Origin of the sequence: Variovorax sp. RTB1, from assembly GCF_035018765.1 — a bacterium.
Lineage (GTDB): Bacteria > Pseudomonadota > Gammaproteobacteria > Burkholderiales > Burkholderiaceae_C > Variovorax.
Genome location: NZ_JASJXG010000018.1, coordinates 46,123 through 72,473, shown reverse-complemented (window position 1 = coordinate 72,473; position 26,351 = coordinate 46,123). Strand labels below are relative to the sequence as shown.

At 62.8% G+C, this 26,351-nt stretch carries 28 protein-coding genes; 17 read left to right on the top strand and 11 right to left on the bottom strand.

The annotated features are described in order from the left end of the window. Positions 1–35 precede the first annotated feature (35 nt). The 7 genes from QN397_RS13450 (at position 36) to QN397_RS13420 (ending at position 6,225) form a co-directional block, all read left to right on the top strand. A complete protein-coding gene (locus QN397_RS13450) occupies positions 36–1,082 on the top strand; it encodes a sulfate ABC transporter substrate-binding protein (RefSeq protein ID WP_323501103.1) in 1,047 nt (348 codons plus the stop codon). Positions 1,083–1,200: 118 nt separating this feature from the next. After that, the gene (locus QN397_RS13445; RefSeq protein WP_323501102.1) at positions 1,201–2,160 is read left to right on the top strand and encodes a sulfonate ABC transporter substrate-binding protein; all 960 of its coding nucleotides are present in this window, start codon (positions 1,201–1,203) and stop codon (positions 2,158–2,160) included. A 19-nt stretch (positions 2,161–2,179) separates the two neighbouring features. Further along, positions 2,180–3,361 (top strand): FMNH2-dependent alkanesulfonate monooxygenase, encoded by a 1,182-nt coding sequence (gene ssuD / locus QN397_RS13440; RefSeq protein WP_323501121.1) that lies wholly within the window; start codon positions 2,180–2,182, stop codon positions 3,359–3,361. A 2-nt stretch (positions 3,362–3,363) separates the two neighbouring features. Continuing rightward, positions 3,364–4,149 carry an aliphatic sulfonate ABC transporter permease SsuC gene (ssuC, locus tag QN397_RS13435; protein WP_323501101.1) on the top strand — a complete coding sequence of 262 codons (786 nt, stop codon included), beginning with the start codon at positions 3,364–3,366 and terminating at the stop codon, positions 4,147–4,149. A gap of 14 nt (positions 4,150–4,163) precedes the next feature. Then, positions 4,164–5,153: an aliphatic sulfonate ABC transporter substrate-binding protein gene (locus QN397_RS13430; protein ID WP_323501100.1), complete on the top strand. Its 990-nt coding sequence runs from the start codon at positions 4,164–4,166 to the stop codon at positions 5,151–5,153. 1 nt (position 5,154) lies between these two features. Further along, entirely contained in the window at positions 5,155–5,976 is an 822-nt protein-coding gene (locus QN397_RS13425) for an ATP-binding cassette domain-containing protein (RefSeq protein WP_323501099.1), read from the top strand. A 33-nt stretch (positions 5,977–6,009) separates the two neighbouring features. Next, positions 6,010–6,225, top strand: coding sequence for a TOBE domain-containing protein (locus tag QN397_RS13420; RefSeq protein WP_323501098.1), 216 nt, complete (start codon positions 6,010–6,012; stop codon positions 6,223–6,225). 27 nt (positions 6,226–6,252) lie between these two features. On the opposite strand, the gene QN397_RS13415 is transcribed toward QN397_RS13420, so the two are convergent. The 9 genes from QN397_RS13415 to cyoA all read right to left on the bottom strand — a co-directional run bounded on the left by QN397_RS13415 (position 6,253) and on the right by cyoA (position 15,557). After that, positions 6,253–7,260 (bottom strand): tripartite tricarboxylate transporter substrate binding protein, encoded by a 1,008-nt coding sequence (locus tag QN397_RS13415; protein WP_323501097.1) that lies wholly within the window; start codon positions 7,258–7,260, stop codon positions 6,253–6,255. 140 nt (positions 7,261–7,400) lie between these two features. Then, positions 7,401–8,669 (bottom strand): rhodanese-like domain-containing protein, encoded by a 1,269-nt coding sequence (locus QN397_RS13410; protein ID WP_323501096.1) that lies wholly within the window; start codon positions 8,667–8,669, stop codon positions 7,401–7,403. 40 nt (positions 8,670–8,709) lie between these two features. After that, on the bottom strand, positions 8,710–9,279 hold the full coding sequence (locus tag QN397_RS13405; RefSeq protein WP_323495881.1) for a response regulator transcription factor: 570 nt from the start codon (positions 9,277–9,279) through the stop codon (positions 8,710–8,712). Beyond that, positions 9,269–10,612, bottom strand: coding sequence for an ATP-binding protein (locus tag QN397_RS13400; RefSeq protein WP_323501095.1), 1,344 nt, complete (start codon positions 10,610–10,612; stop codon positions 9,269–9,271). The genes QN397_RS13405 and QN397_RS13400 overlap by 11 nt, the downstream gene beginning before the upstream one ends. A gap of 4 nt (positions 10,613–10,616) precedes the next feature. Continuing rightward, entirely contained in the window at positions 10,617–11,333 is a 717-nt protein-coding gene (locus QN397_RS13395) for an SURF1 family protein (protein ID WP_323501120.1), read from the bottom strand. Then, complete coding sequence (cyoD, locus tag QN397_RS13390; RefSeq protein WP_187051797.1) at positions 11,330–11,731, bottom strand: cytochrome o ubiquinol oxidase subunit IV; 402 nt, start codon at positions 11,729–11,731, stop codon at positions 11,330–11,332. The genes QN397_RS13395 and cyoD overlap by 4 nt, the downstream gene beginning before the upstream one ends. Next, complete coding sequence (cyoC, locus tag QN397_RS13385; protein ID WP_323501094.1) at positions 11,728–12,345, bottom strand: cytochrome o ubiquinol oxidase subunit III; 618 nt, start codon at positions 12,343–12,345, stop codon at positions 11,728–11,730. Before cyoC ends, cyoD begins: the two co-directional genes overlap by 4 nt. Positions 12,346–12,373: 28 nt before the next feature. After that, on the bottom strand, positions 12,374–14,377 hold the full coding sequence (gene cyoB / locus QN397_RS13380; protein ID WP_323501093.1) for a cytochrome o ubiquinol oxidase subunit I: 2,004 nt from the start codon (positions 14,375–14,377) through the stop codon (positions 12,374–12,376). Between the two features lie 100 nt (positions 14,378–14,477). Continuing rightward, positions 14,478–15,557 carry a ubiquinol oxidase subunit II gene (gene cyoA / locus QN397_RS13375; protein ID WP_323501092.1) on the bottom strand — a complete coding sequence of 360 codons (1,080 nt, stop codon included), beginning with the start codon at positions 15,555–15,557 and terminating at the stop codon, positions 14,478–14,480. A gap of 163 nt (positions 15,558–15,720) precedes the next feature. On the opposite strand from cyoA, the gene QN397_RS13370 reads away from it, so the two are divergent. From QN397_RS13370 to QN397_RS13360, 3 genes are all read left to right on the top strand, one after another. Further along, the gene (locus QN397_RS13370) at positions 15,721–17,058 is read left to right on the top strand and encodes an MFS transporter (RefSeq protein WP_416352150.1); all 1,338 of its coding nucleotides are present in this window, start codon (positions 15,721–15,723) and stop codon (positions 17,056–17,058) included. A 130-nt stretch (positions 17,059–17,188) separates the two neighbouring features. Next, positions 17,189–18,127, top strand: coding sequence for a serine O-acetyltransferase EpsC (gene epsC, locus QN397_RS13365; RefSeq protein ID WP_323501091.1), 939 nt, complete (start codon positions 17,189–17,191; stop codon positions 18,125–18,127). Positions 18,128–18,181: 54 nt separating this feature from the next. Further along, positions 18,182–18,739 (top strand): DsbA family protein, encoded by a 558-nt coding sequence (locus tag QN397_RS13360; protein WP_323501090.1) that lies wholly within the window; start codon positions 18,182–18,184, stop codon positions 18,737–18,739. Positions 18,740–18,818: 79 nt separating this feature from the next. Here QN397_RS13360 and QN397_RS13355 read toward each other — a convergent pair whose 3' ends face one another. After that, positions 18,819–19,802, bottom strand: a complete 984-nt coding sequence (locus tag QN397_RS13355) for a ketopantoate reductase family protein (protein ID WP_323501089.1) — start codon at positions 19,800–19,802, stop codon at positions 18,819–18,821. 115 nt (positions 19,803–19,917) lie between these two features. Between QN397_RS13355 and QN397_RS13350 the strand changes: the two genes are divergently transcribed. Then, positions 19,918–20,472 carry an NAD(P)H-dependent oxidoreductase gene (locus tag QN397_RS13350; protein ID WP_323501088.1) on the top strand — a complete coding sequence of 185 codons (555 nt, stop codon included), beginning with the start codon at positions 19,918–19,920 and terminating at the stop codon, positions 20,470–20,472. Positions 20,473–20,514: 42 nt separating this feature from the next. Here the strand turns inward: QN397_RS13350 and QN397_RS13345 are convergent, their stop codons facing one another. Continuing rightward, positions 20,515–21,144 (bottom strand): FMN-dependent NADH-azoreductase, encoded by a 630-nt coding sequence (locus QN397_RS13345; protein ID WP_323501087.1) that lies wholly within the window; start codon positions 21,142–21,144, stop codon positions 20,515–20,517. A gap of 148 nt (positions 21,145–21,292) precedes the next feature. Here QN397_RS13345 and QN397_RS13340 point away from each other — a divergent pair, with 148 nt between their 5' ends. From QN397_RS13340 to cysW, 6 genes are all read left to right on the top strand, one after another. Continuing rightward, positions 21,293–22,231: a LysR family transcriptional regulator gene (locus QN397_RS13340; RefSeq protein ID WP_323501086.1), complete on the top strand. Its 939-nt coding sequence runs from the start codon at positions 21,293–21,295 to the stop codon at positions 22,229–22,231. 122 nt (positions 22,232–22,353) lie between these two features. Then, positions 22,354–22,995, top strand: coding sequence for a peroxiredoxin (locus tag QN397_RS13335; protein ID WP_323501085.1), 642 nt, complete (start codon positions 22,354–22,356; stop codon positions 22,993–22,995). Positions 22,996–23,015: 20 nt separating this feature from the next. Then, positions 23,016–23,561 (top strand): RBBP9/YdeN family alpha/beta hydrolase, encoded by a 546-nt coding sequence (locus QN397_RS13330; RefSeq protein ID WP_323501084.1) that lies wholly within the window; start codon positions 23,016–23,018, stop codon positions 23,559–23,561. Further along, positions 23,558–24,571, top strand: coding sequence for a sulfate ABC transporter substrate-binding protein (locus QN397_RS13325; RefSeq protein WP_323501083.1), 1,014 nt, complete (start codon positions 23,558–23,560; stop codon positions 24,569–24,571). Before QN397_RS13330 ends, QN397_RS13325 begins: the two co-directional genes overlap by 4 nt. Continuing rightward, the gene (gene cysT / locus QN397_RS13320) at positions 24,568–25,458 is read left to right on the top strand and encodes a sulfate ABC transporter permease subunit CysT (RefSeq protein ID WP_187051808.1); all 891 of its coding nucleotides are present in this window, start codon (positions 24,568–24,570) and stop codon (positions 25,456–25,458) included. The genes QN397_RS13325 and cysT overlap by 4 nt, the downstream gene beginning before the upstream one ends. After that, positions 25,455–26,348 carry a sulfate ABC transporter permease subunit CysW gene (cysW, locus tag QN397_RS13315; RefSeq protein ID WP_187051809.1) on the top strand — a complete coding sequence of 298 codons (894 nt, stop codon included), beginning with the start codon at positions 25,455–25,457 and terminating at the stop codon, positions 26,346–26,348. The genes cysT and cysW overlap by 4 nt, the downstream gene beginning before the upstream one ends. Positions 26,349–26,351 lie beyond the last annotated feature (3 nt).

Below are 26,351 nucleotides of genomic sequence, written 5' to 3'. Positions count from 1 at the left end.
GCAGCTTCACCGATATGCCTGTGAGCAGCACAACCATGAAATTTCGCCGCGACTTTATCAAGCTTTCCCTCGGCGCTGGCCTGGCCAGCGCGTTCACCCTCGCTGGCTTGACGGCATCGCCCGCCTTCGCGCAGGGCGCGGCACCGGTCACGCTGCTCAACGTGTCTTACGACCCGACCCGCGAGTTGTACGTCGACTACAACAAGGCTTTTGCTGCGTACTGGAAAACCAAGACCGGCCAGGACGTGACCATCAAGCAGTCGCACGGCGGCTCGGGCAAGCAGGCCCGATCGATCATCGACGGCATCGACGCCGACGTGGCTACGCTGGCGCTTGGCGGTGATATCGATGCACTCGTCACGCACGGCGGACTGGTCAAGGCCGACTGGCAAAAACGCCTGCCGCACAACTCGGCACCGTACACATCGACCATCGTGTTCCTCGTCAAGAAGGGCAACCCGAAGGGCCTGAAGGACTGGGACGACCTCACCAAGGCAGGCGTGCAGGTGATCACGCCCAACCCCAAGACATCGGGCGGCGCGCGCTGGAACTACCTCGCGGCATGGGAGTTCGCCAAGCGCAAATACGGCAGCGAGGCCAAGGCGCAAGAGTACGTCGCCAACCTCTACAAAAACGTCCCGGTGCTCGACACCGGCGCACGCGGTTCGACCATCACGTTCGTGCAGCGCGGCGTGGGCGACGTGCTGCTCGCCTGGGAAAACGAAGCCTTCCTCGCGTTGAAGGAATTCGGCCCCGAGAAGTTCGAGATCGTGGTGCCTTCGATCTCCATCCTGGCCGAGCCCAGCGTGACCGTGGTCGACAAGGTCGTCGACAAGAAGCGCACGCGCGCCGTCGCCGAGGAATACCTCAAGTACCTGTACTCCGACGAAGGCCAGGACGTGGCCGGCCGCAACTTCTATCGCCCGACATCGGAGAAGGCCAAGGCCAAGTACGACAAGCAGTTTCCCAAGCTGACTTTGGTGACCATCGACGATGCTTTCGGTGGTTGGGCCAAGGCCGACAAGGCGCACTTTGCCGACGGTGCGTCGTTCGATCAGATCTACACGGCTAAGCAAAAGTAGCCGAGCAGAAGCAAGCAGGCGCGGCAATCCCAGCCGCCTCTGCACCGATCCGTACAGATGTCTCGCAACGCCGCCCAAGCGCGGTGCGGGAGTGCCTTTGCCTGAAAGAAACCGACCCATGACAACCACCGTTTCCATTCCGCGTCGCCGCCTGGTGCAGGGCGTGGCAGCCGCCATCGCGTTGCCGTCGTTCGCCGCACTCGCGCAAGCGCCGTCGCGCCAATTTCGCATCGGCAACCAGAAGGGCACGCTCAACATCCTGAAAGGCCGCGGCACGCTCGAAAAGCGGCTTGTGCCCTTGGGTGTTTCGGTCAAGTGGACCGAGTTCAATGCCGGCCCGGTGCAGCTCGAAGCGCTCAACATCGGCTCGATCGACTTCGGCGATGTCGGTGAGGCGCCGCCCATCTTCGCGCAGGCGGCAGGCGCACCGCTGGCCTACGTCGCTGCCACCGTGCCGCGGCCCGGTGCAGAGGCCGTGCTGGTGCCGAAGGGCTCGACCATCCGCACGGCCGCCGATCTCAAGGGCAAGAAGGTCGCGCTCAACAAGGGCTCGAACGTGCACTACTTCATCGTCAAGCTGGCCGAGAAGGCGGGCCTGAGTTACGCCGACCTCAACCTCGTCTTTCTGCCGCCGCCCGATGCGCGTGCCGCCTTCGAAAAAGGCTCTATCGATGCGTGGGTGATCTGGGACCCGTTCCTGGCCGCCGCACAACAGTCGCTCGACGCGCACCTCCTGGCCGACGCGAGCGGCGTGGTGGGCAATCGCGGCTATTACTTTTCGTCGCTCGACTACGTCGCCAAGAACGCCGACGTGCTCGCCATTGCGACCGAAGAGCTCAACAAGATCGACGTGTGGGGCGCCGCGAACAAAGGCGAACTTGCCGCTGAACTGTCTGCGCTATGGGGCTTGCCGAAGCCGGTCGTCGATGTGTCGGTGGGCCGCGCGGCCTACGGCATCGGCCCGATCACCAAAGCCATCCTCGGCGAGCAGCAAAAGATCGCCGACACCTTTTTCGAGCTGAAGCTGATCCCCAAGAAGATCAAAGTGCTCGAAGCCGCGTCGGTCAACCTCGCGTGAAGACGGAATCGATATGACGATGCAAATTTTCTGGTTCTTGCCGACCCATGGCGACAGCCGCTACCTCGGTACGGCCGAAGGCGCGCGGGCCGTCGACCTGGACTACCTGCAGCAAGTGGCCGGCGCGGCCGACAGCCTTGGCTACGAAGGCGTGTTGATCCCGACTGGCCGCTCGTGCGAAGACCCGTGGGTCATCGCTGCCAGCCTGATCGGCTCGACCAAACGCTTGAAGTTTCTCGTTGCCGTGCGCCCCGGTTTGCATCAGCCCAGCCTGGCCGCGCGCATGGCCGCGACCTTCGACCGGCTCTCCGGCGGGCGGGTGCTTGTCAACCTCGTGACGGGCGGCGACCAGTCCGAGCTCGAAGGCGACGGCGTGTACCTCGACCATGCCGCACGCTACGAACAGTCGGCCGAGTTCATTCGCATCTGGCGCGAGATCATCACCCGCAGCCACGACGGGCAGAGCTTCGACTACGAAGGCAAGCACTTGAGCGTGAAGGGCGCCAAGCTGCTGTTCCCGCCCACGCAGAAGCCGTATCCGCCAGTGTGGTTCGGTGGCTCGTCGGCGGCGGCGCACGAGCTCGCGGCCGAGCAGGTCGATACGTACCTCACATGGGGCGAGCCGCCTGCAGAGGTCGCAAAGAAGATCGCAGACGTCAGGGCCCGTGCGGCGCGCAAGGGTCGCACCGTCAAGTTCGGCATCCGGCTGCATGTAATCGTCCGCGAGACCGACGACGAAGCCTGGCGCGCGGCCGAGTCGCTGATCAGCCGCGTCGACGACGCGACCGTGATCAAGGCGCAAGCGGTGTTCGCCAAGATGGATTCCGAAGGTCAGCGCCGCATGGCCGCGTTGCATGCCGGCGGCGCGAAACGCACGCGTGCCGACCTGGAGATTTCGCCGAACCTGTGGGCCGGCGTCGGACTCGTGCGTGGTGGTGCGGGTACCGCCCTGGTGGGCGATGCGAAGACCGTAGCCGCGCGCATCGAGGAGTACGCGGCGCTCGGGCTCGACAACTTCATCCTGTCGGGCTATCCGCATCTGGAAGAGGCGTATCGCTTCGCGGAACTGGTGTTTCCTTTGTTGTCGCGTCGCGCTCAGACGCAGCTCGGATCACGCCTTGCCGGTGGCTCGCTGACCGGACCGTTCGGCGAGGTGGTCGCCAATCTCGATGCGCCATCGCGTCTGCAATCGCAAAGCTAAAAATGTCGCACCCCCCAAGTCTTCGTGCACTGCGTGTCGCTTCGATTCCCTGGCTGGTGCCGGTCACTCTCATCGTGGTCTGGCAGATCGCCTCGTCGCTCGGCTGGTTGTCGACGCGCGTGCTGCCCGCGCCACTCGCCGTGCTGCAGGCTGCGTGGACGCTGGCCGCATCGGGCGAGTTGTGGACGCACGTCAAGGTGAGTGCCGGCCGCGCACTCGGTGGGCTCGCCATCGGCGGCAGCCTGGGCCTCGGGCTGGGCCTGCTCACCGGTTCGGTCAAGCTCTTCGAGACACTGCTCGACTCGACCATCCAGATGGTGCGCAACATCCCTGCGCTGGCATTGATCCCGCTCGTCATCCTGTGGTTCGGCATCGACGAGACGGCCAAGCTGTTCTTGATCTCGGTGTCGGTGTTCTTTCCGATCTACCTCAACACTTTTCACGGCATCCGCAACGTCGATCCGCAGTTGATCGAGATGGGCCGCACCTATGGCCTGACCCGCTGGCAGCTGTACCGCGAGGTGATCCTGCCGGGCGCGCTGTCGTCGATCCTGGTCGGCCTGCGCTTCTCGCTCGGCTTGATGTGGGTGATCCTGATCGTGGCCGAAACGATCTCGGCGCAGTCCGGCATCGGCTACCTCACGATGAACGCCCGCGAGTTCTTGCAGACCGACATCGTGCTGGTCGGCATCCTTCTTTATGCGCTGCTGGGCAAGGCTGCCGATTTGTTCGCGCGCGGGCTGGAAAGCTGGTGGCTGAGATGGCATCCGGGTTACCAAGCCAAGTGATCGAGCCACAAACCATGACTGCATCTTTTTCATTTACGCGCAGAAGCGCACTCGGGACGCTGGCAGCACTCGCTGCATCTGCATCTGCATCTGCATCTGCATCTGCATCGGCATTTGCGCAAACCACATCCGCCACGGTCCGCATCGGCTATCAAAAGTCGTCGACGTTGATCGTCGTGCTCAAGACCCAGGGCACGCTGGAGCGTCGGCTGGCGCCACTGGGTGTCAGGGTCAGCTGGCACGAGTTCACCAGTGGCTTGCCGCTGCTGGAAGCGCTCAATCTCGACAACCTCGATGTCAGCGCCGACGTGGCCGACACGGTGCCGGTGTTCGCGCAGGCGGCTGGCGCCAAGCTGACTTTCGTAGCGCAAGAGGCGCCGTCGCCGGCGGCGCAAGCCATCGTTGTCCGGGCCAATTCAGCGGTCAAGTCGGTGGCCGATCTCAAGGGCAAGAAAGTTGGTTTCGCAAAAGCGGCCGGCGTGCACTACCTGCTGATCGCCGCGCTCGCCAAAGCCGGCTTGTCTTTCAAGGACATAGAGCCCGCCTACCTTACGCCGGCCGATGGCCGCGCCGCCTTCGAGAAGGGCGCGATCGACGCCTGGGTCGTGTGGGACCCGTTCCTCGCCGCCGCGCAGCAGCAGTCGTCCGTGCGGGTGATTGCCGATGGCACCGGCATCGCGTCTTACCAGCGCTACTACCTGGCCGCGACGCGCTTTGCAGACGCGCGGCCCGATGTGCTTGAAGTGCTGTACGTCGAGCTCGAAAAGGCCGGCAAATGGGTCAAGCAAAGCCCGAAAGAAGCGGCGGCCTTGCTGGCGCCCGTGTGGGGCATCGATGCCGCCATCGTCGAACGCGCGAATGGCCGTCGCAGCTATGCCGTGCGCCCCGTCGTGCCCGAGCTGCTGACGGAACAGCAACGCATCGCCGATGCGTTCTTCGCCGAAAAGCTGTTGCCGAAAAAGCTCGATGCACTCGATGTGCCGCTCTTCAAACCAAGGGGTTGAGATGAATGCAGGAACCAGTGCTGGCGGCGTGCGGCTCGAAATCCGTGGCGTGCACAAGCGCTACGGCGCGCGTGAAGTGCTGCGCAATACACAGGTCGACATCGCGCCTGGCCAGTTCATCGCCATCGTCGGACGCAGCGGTTGCGGCAAGAGCACGCTGCTGCGGCTGGTCGCTGGACTGGAGCCGGCCTCGGACGGCACGCTCAGCACCAACGGCCGAAAGATCGACGGGCTGCACGACGACACCCGCATCATGTTTCAGGAGGCGCGTCTGTTGCCGTGGCGTCGCGTGCTCGACAACGTCACGCTCGGGCTGCCAGCGGCCTTGCGCTCGCGCGGCCGCGAAGTGCTGGCGCAGGTCGGGCTGGCCGATCGGGAGAACGAATGGCCGGCGCGCCTCTCAGGCGGGCAGCGGCAGCGCGTCGCGTTGGCGCGCGCGCTGGTGCATCACCCGCGCTTGCTGCTGCTCGACGAGCCGCTGGGCGCGCTCGACGCGCTGACCCGCATCGAAATGCACCGGCTCATCGAGAACCTGTGGCAGCAGCATCGCTTTACCGCGCTGTTGGTCACGCATGATGTGCAGGAGGCGGTGGCGCTGGCTGATCGCGTCATCCTGATCGAAGACGGCCGCATTGCGCTGGACGAGAACATCGCGCTGGCCCGGCCGCGCTCGCAGGGTGACCCGGCGTTTGCAGCCATCGAGAAACGCATCCTCGATCGCGTACTGCAAAAGCCCGATGCAGAGATCGCCGAACCGTCGGATCCGGCCAACGACACGCGCTGGGCCGATGGTCCAGCGCACGCGCTCAGGTGGGCTGTCTAGCCCCGGCGTCATTCAATTTCCGAGGAGTCCTTCATGTCCATTCAAGCTATCAACGTACGCAACCAGTTCAAGGGAAAGATCAAGGAGATCATCCGCGGCGACGTGGTGTCCGAGGTCGATGTCGAAACGGCCTGGGGCATCGTGACCTCGGTCATCACCACGCGTTCGGTCGACGAGCTGCAGCTCAAGCCGGGTTCCGCCGTGGTCGCACTGGTGAAGTCGACCGAGGTATCGATCGCCAAGCTCTGATGCGCCAGACGGTCTGTCATTCGCGGGCTACTCCGCTTTGATGCCGACCGCTTTCACGATCTGCGCATAGCGCCCGTATTCAGCGGCGACCTGCTTTTGAAACTCGCGTTGCGATTGACCGGTCGCTTCGATACCCTGCGCCGCCCACTCGGCGCGCACCGCAGGAGACTGCACGATGCGACCGGCGTCGGCAGCAATGGCATCGATCACGACCTGCGGCGTGCGCGCCGGCGCAAACAGGCCGAACCACGTTCCTGCTTTAAAGCCCGCGTAGCGCTCCGCAACGGTCGGCACGTCGGGCAGCAAGGCATGCCGGCGCTCGCCCGTGGTACCCAACGCCACCAGCCGACCGCTGCGGATGTGCGGCAGCGCCGGCCCGACCGCGATGAACATCACGTCGACCTGGCCGCCCAGCACGTCCTGCAAGCCCAGCGGCCCACCGCGGTAAGGAATGTGCGTCGCATAGATGCCGGCGCGCGCCTTCAATATTTCCATGGCCAGCTGCTGCGGACTGCCATTGCCGGCCGAAGCGAAGTTGTAGCGGCCGGGCTGCGCCTTGGCGGCACGCACGAAGTCGGCGAGCGAATAGAAACCGGTCTTCGGATTGGCCACCAGCACGAAGTCGATCTGGCCGAGCGAGACCACCGGCAACAGATCGCGCTGTGCGTCGTAGGGCAGGTCGTGCTGGATGTTCGGCAGGATGGTGATCGGCCCGTCGGCACCGACCAGCAGGCTGTAGCCATCGGCCGGGGACTTGGTCAACGCGTCGGCCGCGAGGATTCCGGCGGCGCCGGCGCGGTTGTCCACGACCACGGGTTGCTTCCACTGCTCGGCGAGTCGCATCGCGAGCGAGCGCGCCAGCACGTCGGGTGAACTGCCGGGCGTGTTGGCGACTGTGATGTGGACGGCCTTGGTCGGGAAGGTCTGCGCCTGGACGGGGAGAGCGAGCGTTGCCGTTGCGAATGCGAGCACAAGTGCGGAGGCGAAGGTTGCGAGCTTCGTGAGGACAGGTTTGAAGACAGGGTGAGCGCGCATCGCGGAGCCTTTGGTCGAAGAGAGCAAAGGGCGCGATTCTCGTGGTGCGAGAGCGATCGGCAAACGACCGTTTCGTCAGATGCATAGTTGCCAGCGGCATAAGCAGAGGCAGAGGCAGAGGCAGCGCCCTTCGATTAGCGTCAGATCACCTTGAAGTAGTGCGTGCCATCGCGTGCGAGTTGCGCGACCAAGCCGTACTCCCAATCGAGATACGCCTGCATGGCTTCGGGCGGCGCATCGGTGCCTTCGTAGGGGCGGCGGTAGCGATGCGGGTTGGGCGCAGGGCGTGCGGCGGCTGCATCGAACGGCGGGCCCGCTTCACTGAACGCGTCTGCCGCAGGCGCAGCGACCACGTAGACATCCCAGCCCATTTGCGCGAGCCACGAAGCGGTCATGGGCGCACGCACGCCGTCGTCGTCGGCCAGCACGATGCGGGCGCCGCGCACCGGAACATGGTGATCCGTCTCCTGCACCAGCTGGCCGCCGGGTGCGCTGGCGAAGCCCGGCAGATGGGCTACGGCATATTCCTCGGGCGTGCGCACGTCGAAGCGATAAAGCGTGCGGTCGGGTGCGTCGAGTGAGTCGATGGCATCGAGCAAAATCCGGCGCACGCCAGCGCGATCGGCGACGCGCCTCGCGTCTGCGCGGGCCTGCGCGCGATGCGCATCGCTGACCACGTCTGGCGCTCGTTTCTGCGCGCCCTGGTCCAACACCTGGCCGGCCAGCTTCCAGCCGATCGTCCCGTTGCGCAGCGCGGTCACCGGATTGGGAATGCCCGCATTCACCAGCGACTGCGTGCCGATGATGCTACGCGTGCGTCCCGCGCAATTCACGATCACCCGCGTGGCCGGGTCGGGCGCCAGTTCGCGCACACGCAGGACCAGCTCGGCACCCGGCACGCTGGTCGCGGTCGGGATGCTCATGGTCTGGTACTCGTCGAAGCGGCGCGCGTCGAGCACGACGACATCAGCTTTCGCGTCGATCAGCGCCTTCACTTCTTCGGCGGAAAGCGAAGGGGTGTGGCGCTCGTGCTCGACCAGTTCGCCGAACGATTTACTTGGCACGTTGACGTCGCGAAAGACTTCGCCGCCCGCTGCGCGCCAACCGTCGAGGCCTCCTTCGAGCCGATGCACCTGCGTATACCCATGTGCAGCGAACCGGCCGGCGGCGTCTGCCACCAGGTCTTCGCCGTCCTGCTCGCCGTAGAGGACGATGACGGTGTCGAGTCGTGGAATACGCCGCTTCGCATCGGCTTCGATGCATGCGAGCGGCAGGTTAGCCGCCCACAGCGGATGTTCCTGCGCGAAAGGATGTTCTTCGCGCAGGTCGAGCAAGGCAATCTCGTCGCGTGCCATCAAGCGGGCGCGCACCTGTTGGAAGGTGAGCGCGTCAGTAGGGGTGTCGGACATGCCCGAAGTATCGCCAGGATTGCATCGTTCCGCGGCGTGCCTATTTGACCTGCTGCTTCTCGAGCTTGCGCGCCAGCGTGCGGCGGTGCATCCCCAGCCGCCGCGCGGTCTCCGAGATGTTGAAGCCGGTCTGTGCCAGCGTCTCGTGAATGCGCTCCCATTCGAGCGTCTTGATCGACGATGAGCGGTTGGTCAGTTCGACTTCGGCATTGCCCGCCGCTCGGCCGAAGGCGGCCTCGATGTCATCGGTGTTCGACGGTTTCGCCAGGTAGTAGCAGGCGCCGAGCTTGATGGCCTCGACGGCCGTCGCGATGCTGGCAAAGCCGGTCAGCACCACGATGAGCATGTCGGGGTCGTGCGCATGCAGTGCGCGAACGCAGGCCAGGCCCGATGCTTCGCCGTTCAGCTTGAGGTCGACCACGGCGTAGCCGGGCGTTCGGCCCGACGTTTCTTCGTTGCCCTCCTGACCATCGCCTTCCACCAGCGCAAGCGCCGAATCGAGGCTCGTCGCGAGCATCACAGCGTAGCCGCGCCGCTCGAACGAGCGGCCGAGCGTCCGGGCGAAGGCGGCATCGTCTTCGATGATGAGCAGCAGGCGTTCAGTTTCCATCTTCATCGTCCTGATCTTCTTCTTCGTCTTCTTCTTCGAGGGTGATCGCTGCCAGGGGCAAGGTGATCGTCACCACGGCACCGCCTTCGGGCCGGTTGCGCGCGACCACGCTGCCACCCAGCGTGCGCGCCACGTTGACGACGAGGAACAGCCCGAGTCCGCCGCCGGTACGTCCCTTGCTCGACTGGTAAGGCTTGCCGAACTGGGCCAGCATTTCTCGCGGGAACCCGGGACCCGCATCGGTGACCGTCAACGTCAACGCTTTGGCGTCGACATCGTGCATCACATCCAGGCCCACGCCATGCGGCGAAGCCTCGATGGCGTTGTCGAGGACGTTGCACACCATCTGCTTCAGGGCCGAGTCCGACACCATCGGCATGTCGGGCGCAAAGAGGTTGCGGTAGACGAAGACGCGGCTGTTGCGCGTGGTGCGCCACTCTTCGGCCAGGTCGTCGAGGAAGGTGCAGATGGTCGTCTTGACGGACGACTCGCCACGCGCTTCGCCGGCCGACAGCAGGATGCCGCTCACGATGGTCTTGCAGCGCTGCACCTGTGCCTGCATTTCGCCGACCTCCTGCAACAGCTCGGCATCGGCGGTGAAAGCCGGCATGCGCCGCCAGTCGCCGAGGATCACGGCCAGCGTGGCCAGCGGCGTCCCGAGTTCGTGCGCCGCACCCGATGCGAGCAGGCCCATGCGCACGATGTGCTCTTCTTCGGTGGCACGCTGGCGCAGGTCTGACAGCCGCGCATCGCGCTCGCGCAAATTGCCGTTGATGCGTGTGATGAAGACCACCAGCAAGCCCGCATTCAGCGCAAAGCAGATCAACATGCCCTGCAGGTACGGACTGGACAGACCGTGGCTCAGGTCGGATGAAAGCGGCAGGGGCCGGCCAAACACCGCAAGGCCGACGAAACACGCAGTGGTGATGCCGACCATCGTGCGGACGGACCACGCATCGAGCAGTACGGCTCCCAGGGTGACCTGCAGCAGGTACAGAAAAACGAAGGGATTGGTGACGCCGCCACTCAGGTAGAGCTGCGCAGTCAGGGCGCCGACATCGACCAGCAGCGAGACGAAGAGTTCGGTCTTGGTGACCGCTCGCGGCACACGCCAGCGCAGCAGGCTCGCAAGGTTGAACGCGGTGAGGCCGGCCAGCACTGCGAGCATGAGGTTAATCGGCAGACTGATGCCGAAGCCGTAGTACACGACTTCGATCGTGACAAGTTGGCCGACCACCGCGATCCAGCGCAACTGGATCAGCTGCTGCATGTTCTTCAAGCCGCTGGCATCGTCGAAACGTCCGGCACCGACAGCTTCCATGGGGCTCGTCATGAGATCAGCCGAGGCGTGGTTTGCGTTCTTCGCGGACGAACCACCAGGCAGCGAGAGCGGTCATCAGCGCCAGCGCAAACCAGGTGAACACGTAGACCAGATGATTGTTATAGAACGCGATCACGGTGAGACCCGCCCTGGGCCATTGAGTGTCAGTCTCTGTCGATGGGGCATCCTCGTCGACGAAAAAGGGTGCTGCATCGGCCACGTTGCGCGCAGTCGCGATGGCTGCCACATCGCGAGAGAACCATCGGTTCGAAGCAGGGTCGTTGTGTCTCAGGAAACCGCCACGGGGTTCGGTCATGCGCAACAGGCCCGTGACATCGACCTCGCCGACGGGCTCGGTGGTCTTGCGCTTTGCACGATCGACTTCGTCCGGCGGCACGAACCCGCGATTGACGAGGATCGCACTGCCATCTGCGCGGCGCAAAGGCGTCAGTACCCAAAAACCGCTTCCGAGTTTGGTACTGGCCTGAACCAAAGTCTCGCGCTCGTACAGAAACTCCCCTCTGAGCTTCACGTGCCTGTACTCGTCATCGGAATTGTTCACTTCCGCCCACTGCGCCATTGCCGGCGGTGAGGTGGCAGGGAGGTGAACACGCTGGTCGACCCGTGCAATCAGATCGAGCTTCCAGGCCAATCGCTCTATCTGCCAGATGCCGAGCGCAATGAATCCGGAAAACACCAGAAACGCGCAACTGGCCAGTGCAATTCGCTTCAAGGCATGTTCTTCATTTCCTGCATGGACGGCGGCATCATGTTGTAGTTCAGGTGGTACATCACCCAGATCGAGCCGCTGAGCGTGATCACGACCAACACCAGCGTGAAGACCAGCGCCAGCAACGACCACCCGCCTTCTGTCTTGGTGCTCATGTGCAGGAAGTAAATCATGTGAACAACGATCTGAACCGCAGCCAATGCAAGGATGACGAATGCCGTGGTGCTCGACTTGTCGAATACCTTGCCCATGACGATCGCGAACGGGATCGCAGTGAGGATGACCGCCAGCACGAATCCGGTCATGTACCCGTTGAATGTGCTGTGCGGACCACCAGCGTCGTCTTCGTGATGTCCGTCGTGCGGTCCGTGAGGTGAAGTTGCTTCGATGTGTGCGCTCATTGCAGGGATCCCATCAGATAGACAAAGGTGAAGACGCCGATCCAGACGACGTCCAGGAAGTGCCAGAACATCGAAAGGCACATCAGTCGCCGACGGTTCTCCAGGATCAGGCCGCTGCGCGATACCTGGACCATGAGCGTCACGAGCCACACGATACCGAAGGCCACGTGCAAGCCGTGCGTGCCGACCAGCGTGAAGAACGACGACAAGAATGCGCTGCGCTGGGGTCCAGCGCCTTCGTGGATAAGGTGCGCAAATTCATACAGCTCCAGGCCGATGAAGGCGGCGCCCAGCAGACCGGTCACCGCGAGCCATGCCAACACCGGTCGCAGTCGCTTGCGCTGCATCTCGAGCATGGCAAAGCCATAGGTGATGGACGACAGCAGCAGCATCGAAGTGTTCAGCGCCACCAGCGGCAGGTCGAACAGGTCTGCACCCGAGGGGCCGGCGGCGTAGTTGCGGCCCAGCACTGCATAGACCGCGAACAGCACGGCAAAGATGAGGCAGTCGCTCATCAGATAGAGCCAGAACCCGAGCAGCGTGCCGTTTTCCGGGTGGACCTCTTCGGCTACGAAAAATCGCAGATTGGCGGGCGTACTGACTTTTTCAGCCATGGTGCCGGGCGGTGGGGAAACAGTGAACTCAGACATGGCTGGCCAGCAGTTGCGTACGTTCGCTTTCGATGCGGAAGACTTCGTCCGCACCGATGTAGAACTCGCGTTTGTAGTTGAAGGTGTGCCCGATGGCGACGACCACGATGGCAAGGAAGGACAGGGCGGCGAGTGGCCACATGTGCCAGATTGCCGCGAAACCGAATACCGCGCTGAGCCCGGCCAGGATGATGCCGGCGCCGGTGTTCTTGGGCATGTGGATGGGAATGAAACCTTGCAACGGCCGCACGTAACCCCTCTTCTTCATGTCTGTCCAGGCGTCGCCGTCATGAACTTGTGGCGTGAAGGCAAAGTTGTATGCCGGTGGTGGTGACGAGGTCGACCATTCGAGCGTACGGCCATCCCACGGGTCGCCGGTGGTGTCACGCAGTTTTTCGCGGTCGCGGAAGGTCACGTAGAACTGGATCAACATCGACAGGATGCCGAGGGCGACAAGGAACGCGCCGAAGGCGGCGATCTGGAACCAGATCTGGAGCGACGGGTCGTCGAAGTGACTCATGCGCCGTGTCACGCCCATCAGGCCCAGCACATAGAGCGGCATGAACGCAAACCAGAAGCCGGTGATCCAGAACCAGAACGACACTCGGCCCCAGAATGGATCGAGTTTGTAGCCGGTCGCCTTGGGGAACCAGTAGTTGATGCCGGCAAACGCACCGAACACCACGCCACCGATGATCACGTTATGGAAGTGGGCCACCAGGAACAGGCTGTTGTGCAACACGAAGTCGGCTGGAGGCACTGCGAGCAGCACCCCGGTCATGCCGCCGATCGTGAAGGTGATCATGAAGCCGATGGTCCACAACATCGGCACCTCGAAGCGGATGCGGCCGCGGTACATGGTGAACAGCCAGTTGAATATCTTCGCCCCGGTCGGGATGGAGATGATCATCGTGGTGATGCCGAAAAACGAGTTGACGCTGGCACCCGAACCCATGGTGAAGAAGTGATGCAACCAGACCAGGTAGGAGAGGATCGTGATGACGATCGTCGCGTACACCATCGAGGCGTAGCCGAACAGGCGCTTACCCGAGAAGGTCGAGACCACTTCGGAGAACACGCCGAACAACGGCAAGATCAGGATGTAGACCTCCGGGTGACCCCAGATCCAGATCAGGTTGACGTACATCATGGCGTTGCCACCGAAGTCATTGGAGAAAAACGCAGTGCCCACGTAGCGGTCGAGCGCCAACAACCCGAGTACCGCGGTCAGCACCGGGAAGGCGGCGACGATCAACACGTTGGTGCAGAGCGCGGTCCAGGTGAAGATGGGCATCTTCATCAGACCCATGCCCGGTGCGCGCATCTTGACGATCGTCGCGATCAGGTTGATGCCCGACAACAACGTGCCTATGCCCGCGACCTGCAATGACCAGATGTAGTAATCGACCCCTACGTCTGGGCTGTAGGCAATCCCCGAGAGCGGTGGATAGGCCAGCCAGCCGGTGCGCGCGAAGCCGCCGAAAAACAGCGACATCATGACCAGCACGGCGCCACTGGCCGTCATCCAGAAACTCAGGTTATTGAGAAACGGGAATGCAACGTCGCGTGCGCCGATTTGCAGCGGCACTGCGAAATTCATCAGACCCGCGATCAGCGGCATGGCGACAAAGAAAATCATGATCACGCCGTGCGCGGTGAAGATCTGGTCGTAGTGATGTGGCGGCAGGTAACCCACCGAATCGCCGAAGGAGACGGCCTGTTGCAAGCGCATCATGATGGCGTCGGAGAAGCCGCGCAGCAGCATCACCAGACCCAGAATGATGTACATGATTCCGATTTTCTTGTGGTCGATGCTGGTGAACCATTCGCGCCAGAGGTAGCCCCATACGCGGAAATAGGTCAGGGCGCCAAGCATCGTTGCGCCGCCGAGTCCGATGGCGATGAAGGTCACCAGCAAGATCGGGTCATGAAAAGGGATCGCGTCCCAAGTAAGGCGGCCGAAGACGAGCTTCGTAATATCTAGATGGTCGAACATCGTGGGTCCGGGTGACGAAAATTAGGCTGCGCAATGTGGCGCAGTGAGGGGCAGTCGGGTTGAAGCAGCTTTGCGGACAGTCGCGCGATGCGGATGCTCGTCAGAGCGGACGGTCCGCGGAAGACAGCGCGATGTCTGCCGGATAGTCGCGGGCGGTGCACATCGCACCGACGTACAGCCGTGCGGGCTTCGGGTCGACGCCGGGTGTCGGGCGCGCTGCAGAAGCACTCGAGGCCAAGTTGACGGCGCCAGGAACGCCGAGGCCACCCCTTGCGTCGATTGCCATCATGTCTTTCATGCACATCTTGTTGTTCTCGACGCAGCGGTTCAGGATGGCTTCGTAGAGCCCGGTTGCCACGGTGGCATACCGACGTACCGGGTCGCGCTCGCTGGGCTGTTCGAGCTGCTTGTAGCCATCGCGGGTCAATTCCGTTTTGTCGGCCTTGGCGGTTTCGACCCACTTGTCGAACTCGGCCGTGCTCATGCCGTGAAACTTGAAGCGCATGCCGGAAAAGCCGGCGCCGCTGTAGTTGGCTGAAAAACCATCGAAGGCACCTGGCTTGTTGATCACCGCGTGCAGCTTGGTCTCCATGCCGGGCATGGCGTAGATTTGCCCAGCCAGTGCAGGAATGAAGAATGAATTCATGACCGACGATGCAGTGATCTTGAAACTAATGGGCCGGTCAACCGGCGCGGCCATCTCGTTCACCATGGCAATTCCTTGTTCGGGGTAGATGAACAGCCACTTCCAGTCGAGTGCCACCACTTCGACGACGAGCGGCTTGACGTCTGCCGGAATGCTTCGCTCGGCGTCCAGCCGCGCCAGGGGGCGGTAGGGGTCGAGCGTGTGAGTGCTGATCCAGGTCAGCGCGCCCAAGGCAATCACGATCAACAGCGGCGCTGCCCAGATGACCAACTCGAGCTGGGTCGAGTGATTCCAGTCAGGGCGGTAATCGGCATGCGCGTTGGCGGCCGATTTTCTGTAGCGCCACGCGAAAACCACCGTCAGCACGATCACCGGAACGATGATGAGCAGCATCAGCAGCGTCGACGTGATGATCAGGTTGCGCTGCTGGACGGCGATGTCGCCCGAAGGGTTCATGGACACCATGTTGCAAGCCGACAGGAGTGCAATGGCGGGTAGGAAAAGTAATCCGCGAAGTTTCTTGAGCTGGGTCATACCGGACAATTTAAAGTGGACTCGGTCTTGATAATTCGCAGAATCTACGCCGATCGGGCTATTCTTGGCATTGGACGTTTTGTCCTATGGCAACTTTCCCCAACCAGTGCGAACCTGTCGCATTCAAGCGAACGAAATCCATCCTTAAACACGAGCAAGAACGATGTCCAGCGTCAGTCAGCAACATAACGATCTTTCGCCACAGGGCATGGAGGAAGACACCCGCCGTGTGACGGCCAACCATTCGGGCATCGCGCCGAGCGAGATCGCGGTCGGAGTGATCATTGGTCGTGCTTCCGAATACTTCGACTTCTTTGTATACGGTATTGCTTCGGTTTTGGTTTTCCCGGCGGTCTTCTTTCCTTTTGCCCAGCGCCTCGAAGGCACGCTGTACTCGTTCGTAGTGTTCTCGTTCGCCTTCATTGCGCGGCCGATCGGAACCATGGCGTTCATGGTCATCCAGAAGCGCTATGGAAGGGGCATCAAGCTGACGGCTGCTTTGTTCCTGCTCGGTTTTTCGACGGCGGGGATGGCCTTCTTGCCAGGCTTCGTGAGCCTCGGTTTTACTTCCATCGTGCTGTTGTCGATTCTGCGGTTTTGCCAAGGCATGGCGTTGGGCGGTTCGTGGGACGGCCTGTCGTCCCTGTTGGCCCTTAACGCGCCGCGCAGCCGTCGCGGTTGGTACGCCATGATTCCGCAGCTCGGTGCGCCCATCGGTTTCATCATCGCCAGCGGACTGTTCCTGTTTTTGTATGCCAACCTTTCGGCGATGGACTTTCTGGATTACGGCTGGCGCTACCCGTTCTATGTGGCGTTTGCGATCAATGTCGTGGCACTCTTTGCCCGGCTGCGGCTCGTAGTGACCAACGAGTACGAGCATCTGCTGAAAGAGAACAAACTGGAGCCGGTGCCGGTCGGTGCGTTGTTGAAGGCGCGCGGCCCCAATCTTTTCATCGGCGCCTTCGCCGCGCTGGCGAGCTATGCGCTCTTCCATTTGGTGACCGTGTTTCCGCTTTCTTGGATGACGTTGTACTCGACCCAAACAGTCGAAGACGTGCTCAAGATCCAGATGTACGGCGCGGTGATCTGCGTTGCGGCTGTCGTCGTTTCCGGTTGGATCGCGGACCGTTACGGGCGCAGAAACACGCTCGGTACGCTCGCCATCCTCATCGGCGCATTCAGTCTGTTCGCGCCCTGGCTGCTCGGTGGCGGTCCGATGTTGCAAGACCTCTTCATCCTGGTCGGCTTCGGGCTCCTCGGCTTGTCCTACGGCCAGGCGGCGGGCGCGGTCACGGCCAACTTCGAGGCGCAATACCGCTACACCGGCGCCGCGCTCACATCCGATCTCGCGTGGCTTATCGGCGCGGCTTTCGCGCCGCTGGTGGCGCTCGGTTTGTCGGCCCGTTTTGGACTGGTCGCCGTCAGCGTGTACCTGCTGTCCGGTGCGATTTGTACGTTGATCGCCCTGCGGGTGAATCGCGCGCTCGAAATCCGGGACTGACAGGGACCTGGTCCCGATGGGTCTGCCTCTCGTGGGCTCATTCGGCCCACGACAGCGGGGGCCGGCCAATAGTGGGATGCTCTGTGCATTCAGAATCGACGTCCATCAAAAACATGTACGGGGGCAGCGTATGGCAGGGTTTCAGGTAGACGAGATCGTGAGCGGCCTGCATCAGGTGCGGCGCAATTGGCGTGAATCTCAACAGCGATCGCAAGAGGGCGGTGAGCGCGAATTGCCGTCGCGCGACGTGATGGCCGAAGTGGTCGAGGCGCTCACGGGCGCGCTCTTTCCGATGCGGCTCGGCCCCACGGATCTTCGGCAGGAGAGCGAAGACTTCTACGTCGCCCACACGCTCGATGCCGCGTTGCATCAACTTCATGCACAGGCGACTCTCGAGTTGCGGCACACGCGGCGTCATTCAGCGGCCGAGTTGGCTGAATTGAGCGCCGATGCGCAAGAGCGGGTCCGCGCCTTTGCGGCCGAGTTGCCCGGCATTCGCACGTTGCTCGACACCGACGTGATGGCGGCCTTTCATGGCGACCCGGCTGCGCGCAGCGTCGACGAGGTCCTGCTGTGCTATCCCGGCGTGCTGGCGATGATCCACTACCGCATGGCGCACCCGCTGTACAAGCTGGGCCTGACCTTGCTGGCACGCATCGTCGCCGAACGCGCGCATGCACAGACCGGGATCGACATTCACCCGGGCGCGCAGATCGGCGCCGGGTTTTTCATCGACCATGGGACGGGTGTCGTGATCGGCGAGACGGCCGTCATCGGCGAACGCGTGCGTCTTTACCAGGCGGTCACCTTGGGGGCCAAACGCTTTCCGACAGATGGCGCAGGGCATCTCAAGAAAGGCTTGCCACGGCATCCGGTGCTCGAGGACGAGGTCGTCATCTACGCCGGCGCGACCATCCTTGGGCGGGTGACGATCGGCAAGGGCGCGACCATCGGTGGCAACGTGTGGGTGACGCAAGACGTCCCACCGGGCTGCAGCTTGACGCAGGCGCAATCCCGAGAAGTTACGCGTGAACCGAACGTCGCGCCTCCCGGACTCGTCACGAGCTGAAACGAAATTTTCGGGGAGATGCGGCGTCGCGGGGGGAGGTTCACAATAACTTCCATGAACGCACACACCGCATCCACCAAGGCCAATCCTTTGTTGGCGCCAGACAGCGCCACCGACCACATTCATGGTTCGAAATCGGCTCGCGTCACGCTGGTCGAGTACGGAGATTTCGAGTGCCCTTCGTGCGGTCAGGCGCATGCCGCGCTGAAGATCATGCTGGCGCATTTCGGGCCGAACCTGCGTTTTGTCTACCGTCATTTTCCGCAGCGCGAGGTGCATTCCCATGCGGAGCTGGCGGCCGAAACGGCCGAAGCGGCCGGCGCACAGGGCAAGTTCTGGCAGATGCACGACCTGCTGTTCGCCCACCAGCAGCACCTCGATGAAAAGCACCTGCACCAGTACGCGAAAGAGTTGGAGCTCGACATACCCCGCTTCGAGAACGAGATGCGCGACCACGTCTACCTGCAGCGTGTTCAGGAGCAGGTGGCTGGTGCGGAGCGGCTGAACGTGCGCGCCACGCCGACTTTTTATGTGAACGGCGTTTTTACCGATGTGTCGTTCGGCCTGGAACATTTGCACCAGGCTATCGACAAGGCACTATCGGGGGCCTGAGCTGTGTCGCGTCATCACATCGGCAGGCCGGACCATTTGCCGGAGCTTCCTGGCCCTTGCTTCGACGCTGCTTCGTCGCTTACCTGGCGGCAGTGGCGGACACCGCAAGGCGACCGCGTTGCGCTTCGTAAGTCTTGAGGTGCACATAGGCCGTGCGCAAAGCGGACGGTGCTGAGACATCTGAATCAGGCCCTGTCCGCGCCCCAACCCTGCTCCCCGTGGCAGCGCGCCCAAGCAAGTCCCCCACGATGTGATCGGCCTCGATCGCGGCGCCGCGCACGATGTCCTTGTACATCGACGCGGTGATGGACGACCCGGCCGTCGTGACCATCGTGCGGCCCCGTTCGATGGCGCCGGCGCGTGGCGCGAAGCCGTTGTGCGCCGCGATGGCGCTGCACTCTTCGAACAACGCCAGCGCCACATCCTGGCCGCCCGCACTCACGATGTCGCCAATGGGTGCACGCATCGAACTCGTGAGGCTCGCCACCGTCGCGATAAAGATCCACTTCTCCCACATCTCCTGCAGGATGTCGGGCGTGGCACGGGCATCGAACTTCGCACCGGCAAACTGCGCTGCGATGGCGTCGACCCTTGTCGATCGTGTGCCGTCGCGCTCGCCGAACGCCAGCACTTGCAGGTCGGCAAGATGCAGCACGGTGCCTTCGTCGTCGAGCGTTGCCGAGATCATGCAAAGGCCGCCAAGCACTCTCTCATCGCCGAAGCGCGATGCCAGCGCATCGATGTGGCGCATGCCGTTGAGCAGCGGCAGGATGACCGTGTCGGGGCCGACCGCGGGCGCGAAAGATTCCATCGTCTCGGCCAGGTCGTAAGCCTTGCAGCCGACGATGACGACGTCGTACGGCGCGTTGATCTCGTCGGCGAGAACATGTGGCGGATTCGGCAGAAGCAGGTTGCCCATGCCGCTTCGAATGACCAATCCGGTCTTCTCTATTTGCGTCGCGCGGCGCGGTCGCAGCAAAAAGGTGACGTCGCGACCGGCCTCGAGCAATCGGCCGCCGAAATAACCGCCGAGTGCGCCGGCACCCACTACGAGAAAACGCATTTGCACTGCTCCAGAATCAGACCATGACGCGGCCAGTGAAGTGGCCATGAAACCGATCGATGATGCGCGCTTCGGTTAATGTTTGCGACTCGTCCAACCAAACCCTGGAGATCCCATGAGCCAAACCAAAATCGGTGTCGTCATCGGCAGTCTGCGCAAGGATTCGATGAACCGCAAGCTGGCACTGGCGCTTGCATACCTTGCCCCTTCCGACTTCACGCTGGAGCATTTGCGCATCGACGATCTGCCGCTCTACAACCAGGACGACGACGGCAACCAAGCCGCGTCGGTGAAGCGGTTGAAGACCGAGATTGCGGCCACGCAAGGGCTGCTCTTCATCACGCCCGAGTACAACCGCTCGATCCCTGGTGTCCTGAAGAACGCGCTGGATCACGCATCGCGACCCTATGGCCAGAGTGCGTGGGGGGGCAAACCGGCGGCCGTGATCGGCATTGCCGGCGGCGCCATCGGGACCGCGCTGGCGCAGCAGCATCTGCGCAATGTGCTGGCCTATCTCGACGTGCCGACATTGGGCCAGCCCGAGGCGTTCATCCAGATGAAAGACGGCATGTTCGACGACAAGGGCCACATCGGCATCGAGCCGACCGAGAAGTTCTTGCAGAACTGGATGGACAAGTTCGCGGCTTGGGTCAAGACGCACAACGGTTGAAGCCACGCGCCGGCGAACTGAGACGCCGGCGCGCCGGAGCGCTCAGGCCGCCAGGGCTTCGCCTTGGACAGCTTCTTCGATCTGCTTTTGCGCTGTCGCGATGGCCGCGGCCTTCACCGCATCGCCCATCGCCAGCCCTTCGGCCCGAACGAACTTGACGTCGCTGATGCCGAAGAAGCCGAAGATCGCCTTGAGGTAAGACTCCTGGTGCTCCAAGGCTTGACCGCCTTCGGTCGTCGAATACACGCCGCCGCGCGAGATCAGCACGAAGACCTTCTTGCCGCCGGCAAGACCGACAGGGCCTTTTTCGCCGTACTTGAAAGTGCGGCCTGGTTGTGCAAGGCGGTCGATCCACGCCTTGAGCTGGGTCGGCACCGTGAAGTTGTAGAGCGGCACGCCAATGACGATGACATCGGATGCCAGAAACTGGCTCACCAGCTTTTCTGACACTGCGTTTTCGCGTGCCTGCGCTTCGGTCGGCTGCGCTTGCACGCCAATCTTGCTGCCAAGCGCGTCGGCGCTGAAATGGTTGGGGGTGTCGACGGCCAGGTCGAGATAGTCGACGGTGGTGTCTGGGTGGGACTTGCGGAATTCAGCGACCGTTTCGGCGCTGAGCTGGCGCGACACGGAGCCGGCGCCCAGGATGCTGGAGTCGATGTGGAGCAGTTTCATGGTCAATCCTTGGTGCGCGATGGTGAGTCGCGTTGTTGTTCAGTCCGCCGACACGGTTTGATCGGCAAGAAGAGAATTCTATTTTTGAGTCGATTGATTGATAAGTAGCCAAAAATGGCTTATATCGTTCTGAAAACAGGACGATGAAATGCAAGACCTCAACGACATGGTGTTCTTTGCCGAGGTGGCTGAGCGCGGTGGTTTCGCGGCGGCCAGCCGGGCGCTCGGCGTGCCCAAGTCGCGTCTCTCGCGACGGGTCGCCGATCTCGAAGCGCAGCTCGGCGTTCAACTGATGCAGCGCAGCACCCGCAGCCTCTCGCTCACGCCCGCGGGAGAGGTGTATTTACGGCACTGTGCCGCCATGCGTGACGCCGCGCAGGCCGCAGCCGAAGCGGTTGCGCAGGTGCAAACCGAGCCGCGAGGCACCGTGCGCATCAGCTGTCCGGTGACCATGGCGCACAGCACCGTCGGCCCGTTGTTGCCAGAATTCTTGAAGCGATATCCGGCGGTTCGCATCGAACTTCGCGTGCTGAATCGGCCTGTCGATCTGGTCGAAGAAGGCGTCGACGTTGCTTTGCGCGTGCGACCCACCATCGAAGACAGCGCAACGCTGGTCGCCAAATCCTTCGGCGTCAGCCGCGGCTTGCTGGTCGCCACGCCCGCGCTTTTGGCGCAGCAAGGTCCAGTGCGCGTGCCGGCCGACCTGAGCCGCCTCGATACCGTGGCGATGTCGGCGGGCGAAGGTCGGGCGCACTGGCATCTCGAAGGACCGAAGGGTGCGGTGTACGACCACGCGCATTCGCCCCGCTATCTGGCTGACGACCTGGCCACGCTGCAGTTCGCGGTGCTCGATGGCGTCGGTGCATCCGTGTTGCCCGACTACATGTGCCGTGCGGCTGTGGTATCGGGTCGCCTCATCGAGGTGCTGCCCGGATGGGGCCCAGCGCCTGCGATCTCGCACGCCGTGTTTCCGGCGCGCCGGGCGTTGGTACCGGCGATTCGGGCGCTGATCGACTTTTTGGCCGAAAACATCAATGGTGACGAGCCGCATGCTCTTTTCGGACATGAACTCATGCGTCGACCTTGACCAGTGCAGCTGCCCTTATGCGAAAAACACCATAAACAAACAAGTAGACAGTCGTTTGTCGAGGGGTCAAAGCTCCGGACAATCGTTGGCTACCGCTGAATCCAGCACCCCAAGGAGCGACCATGGCAACTTTGCGACTCGGCGACACCGCCCCCAATTTCACGCAAGACTCCAGCGAAGGCCCGATCGATTTCTATGACTGGGCCGGCAATTCATGGGTCGTGCTGTTCTCGCATCCTGCGGACTTCACGCCGGTGTGCACGACCGAACTTGGCAAGACCGCGGCGCTCGCCACCGAGTTCGCCAAGCGTGGCGTCAAGCCGATCGCCTTGAGTGTCGACCCTGTCGGCAAGCACAAGGAATGGATCGCCGACATCAACGAGACGCAGAACACGACCGTCAACTTTCCGATACTGGCCGACGCCGATCGCAAGGTGTCCCACCTGTACGACATGATTCATCCGAACGCTTCGGCCACGGCCACCGTGCGCAGCGTGTTCATCATCGACCCCAAGCACGTGGTGCGCACCACCTTCACTTACCCCGCCAGCACCGGGCGCAACTTCGACGAGATCCTGCGCGTCATCGATTCGCTGCAGCTCACCGATGGCTACAAGGTCGCGACGCCGGTGAACTGGAAAGACGGCGACGACGTGGTCATCATCCCGAGCATTCAAGACCCGGCAGAGATCGCCGAGCGCTTTCCGAAGGGTTTCAAGGCGGTCAGGCCTTATCTGCGGCTCACGCCTCAGCCGAACAAATAAACCGCGGCGCACTCTCACGCGTGAAGCAGCCTCGCATCGTTATCGTTCCTGGCTGGCGCGACTCCGGCGCAGGCCATTGGCAGACGCTGTGGCAAGAGCGCATGCCGGGCGCCCAGCGCGTCGTACAGGACGATTGGGTTTCGCCAACGCGCGCAGCCTGGGTCGGTGCTCTGACCAAGCTCGTGCTCGAGGGTGACGAGCCGGTGGTGATTGCAGCGCACAGCCTCGGTTGCATCGCGGTGGCGCACCTGCCGCCCGAAGCCGCCGCGAAGGTGCAGGGCGCTCTGCTGGTGGCGCCGGCTGACCCGGAACGCCGCGCCGTGCTGTATGACTTCGCACCGGTGCCGTATGCGACCTTGCCGTATCGCAGCATCGTGGTGGCGAGCAGCAACGATCCGTTTTGTCCGGTGCGACTGGCTGGCGCGTATGCCCGCGCATGGGGTAGCGAATTCGTCCGGATGCAGAATGCGGGCCATATCAACAGCGACTCCGGGCACGGGCCCTGGGCGCTCGGCCTGGCACTCTTCCAGTCGTTGTATTCAGAAGAACTTTTGGCAATCTCATGACTTTCAGATTCAAGACCTTCGTCGCGACTTTCGCGCTCGCTTCTTCGGTGCTGGCCGCACCGGCCTTCGCCCAGAGCACCACCTTGCTCAACGCTTCTTACGACGTGGCGCGCGAGTTCTACAAGGACTACAACGCGGCCTTCGTCGCGCATTACAAAAAGGTCACCGGCAAGGACGTGAAGATCGACCAGTCGCACGGCGGCTCGAGCGCACAGGCCCGCAGCGTGGCCGATGGCCTCGACGCCGATGTGGTCACGATGAACACCAGCACCGACATCGACTTTCTGGCTGGTGTCGGCGTGGTCGCCAAGGACTGGCCGAAGAAGTTTCCGGACAACGCGTCGCCGACCACGTCGACCATGCTGATCCTGGTGCGCAAAGGCAACCCGAAGGGCATCAAGGACTGGGACGACCTGATCAAGCCGGGCATGCAGGTAGTCATCGTCAACCCCAAAACCGGCGGCAACGGGCGCTATGCCTACCTCGCGGCTTGGGGCTATGTGAAGAAGAAGGGCGGTACCGACGCGCAAGCGGCCGAGTTCGTCGGCAAGCTGTTCAAGAACGCGCCGGTCCTGGCACGCGGCGGCCGCGACGCCACCACCGCTTTCCTGCAACGCAACATCGGCGACGCGCTCATCACCTTCGAATCGGAGGTGATCTCCATCGACCGCGAGTTCGGCGCTGGCAAGGTCGATTCGGTATATCCGTCGATCAGCATCGTTGCCGAGAATCCGGTCGCCGTGGTGGAGCGGACGACGGCCAAGAAGGGCACCGGCGAACTTGCCAAGGCCTACCTCGACTGGCTGTACTCCGACGAGGCGCAGGAGATCGCTGCCAAGCATGCGTTGCGCCCGCGCTCGCAAGCCGTGCTGAAGAAGTACGCCGACACCTTTAAGCCGTTGCAGCTGTTCACGGTGCAGGAACTCTTCGGCAGCCTCGGCGACGCACAGAAAGTGCACTTCAACGACGGCGGCCAGTTCGACAAGCTCTACACGCCCGGCAGCAAGTGACCGCCGTGTCTCCAGCGTTGCCATCTGCGGCAACGCCCCTCGCGCCAGCGACGGCCCGGGGCACTTCCAGAAAGGTGCTGCCGGGCTTTAATTTGACGCTCGGCTACACCGTGATGTATCTCAGCATCATCGTGCTGATCCCGCTGTCGGCACTGGTCTTCAAGACCTTCACGCTCACCTGGGACCAGTTCTGGGTGGCGGTCACTGCGCCGCGCGTCATGGCGTCGTATCGCCTGACTTTCGGTGCGTCGCTGATCGCCGCGCTGGTCAATCTTGTGTTCGGTCTGCTCGTGGCGTGGGTGCTGGTGCGCTACAAGTTTCCGGGCAAGCGAATCGTCGATGCGCTGGTCGACTTGCCCTTCGCACTGCCTACCGCGGTGGCCGGTATTTCGCTGACCGCCTTGCTGGCGGGCAACGGATGGGTCGGACAGTTCCTCGAACCGCACGGCATCAAGCTGGCCTTCACGCCCGCGGGCATCGTGATCGCGCTGATCTTCATCGGCTTGCCTTTCGTGGTGCGCACCGTGCAACCGGTGCTCGAAGACACCGAGAAAGAACTAGAAGAAGCCGCGTCATCGCTGGGTGCAACGCGCCTGCAAACCTTCATGCGGGTGATCCTGCCAGCCATCATGCCGGCGCTGCTCACCGGCTTTGCGATGGCGTTCGCCCGCGCCATCGGCGAGTACGGTTCGGTCATCTTCATCGCCGGCAACATGCCGATGATCTCGGAGATCACCCCGCTCATCATCATCGGCAAGCTGGAGCAATACGACTACGCGGGGGCAACCGCGGTCGCGTTGGTAATGCTGGTGTTGTCGTTCTTGTTGTTGCTGGTCATCAATGGCTTGCAGACGTGGCAGCGCAGGCGCGCCGGAGCGCCGTTGTGAGCGCGCCGGCCAAGGTGATTCGCAGGGCGCAGGCCGGCACGACCGAGTCGCCATGGGTCAAGTGGACATTGATCGCCATTGCGCTGGCGTTCATGTTTCTCTTCCTAGTGTTGCCGCTGGCCGCCGTCGCCACCGAAGCGTTGCGCAAAGGCTTCGGCGCGTATCTCGAAGCGTTGAAAGAGCCGGACGCGTGGAGCGCGATCGAGCTGACGCTCATCGTGGCGGCCATCACGGTGCCGCTGAATCTCGTCTTCGGGGTGGCCGCAGCCTGGGCCATCGCCAAGTTCGAGTTCCGCGGCAAGTCGTTGCTGACGACGCTGGTCGACCTGCCGTTCGCGGTGTCACCGGTCGTTGCGGGGCTGATCTACGTGCTGGTGTTCGGAGCGCAGGGCTGGTTCGGGCCATGGCTGCAAGCGCACGACATCAAGATCATCTTCGCGGTGCCTGGCATCGTGCTGGCGACAGTGTTCGTGACCTTCCCGTTCATCGCGCGCGAACTCGTGCCGCTGATGCAGGCTCAAGGCACCGACGAAGAGCAGGCGGCCATCGTGCTCGGCGCGACCGGCTGGCAGACCTTCTGGCGCGTGACGCTGCCCAACATCAAGTGGGGCCTGCTGTACGGCGTGATCCTCTGCAACGCGCGCGCCATGGGCGAATTCGGCGCGGTGTCGGTGGTTTCGGGCCACATCCGCGGGCAGACCAATACGATGCCGCTGCATGTCGAAGTGCTCTACAACGAGTACCAGTCGGTGGCGGCTTTCGCCGTCGCATCGCTGCTGGCCATCCTCGCGCTGGTCACGCTGGTCATCAAGACGGTGATCGAATGGCGGCACGAGCGCGAGATGAAGGCCATTGCCGAGTTGCCGCCCGAGCGGCCCGCAGCAGGCTGACAA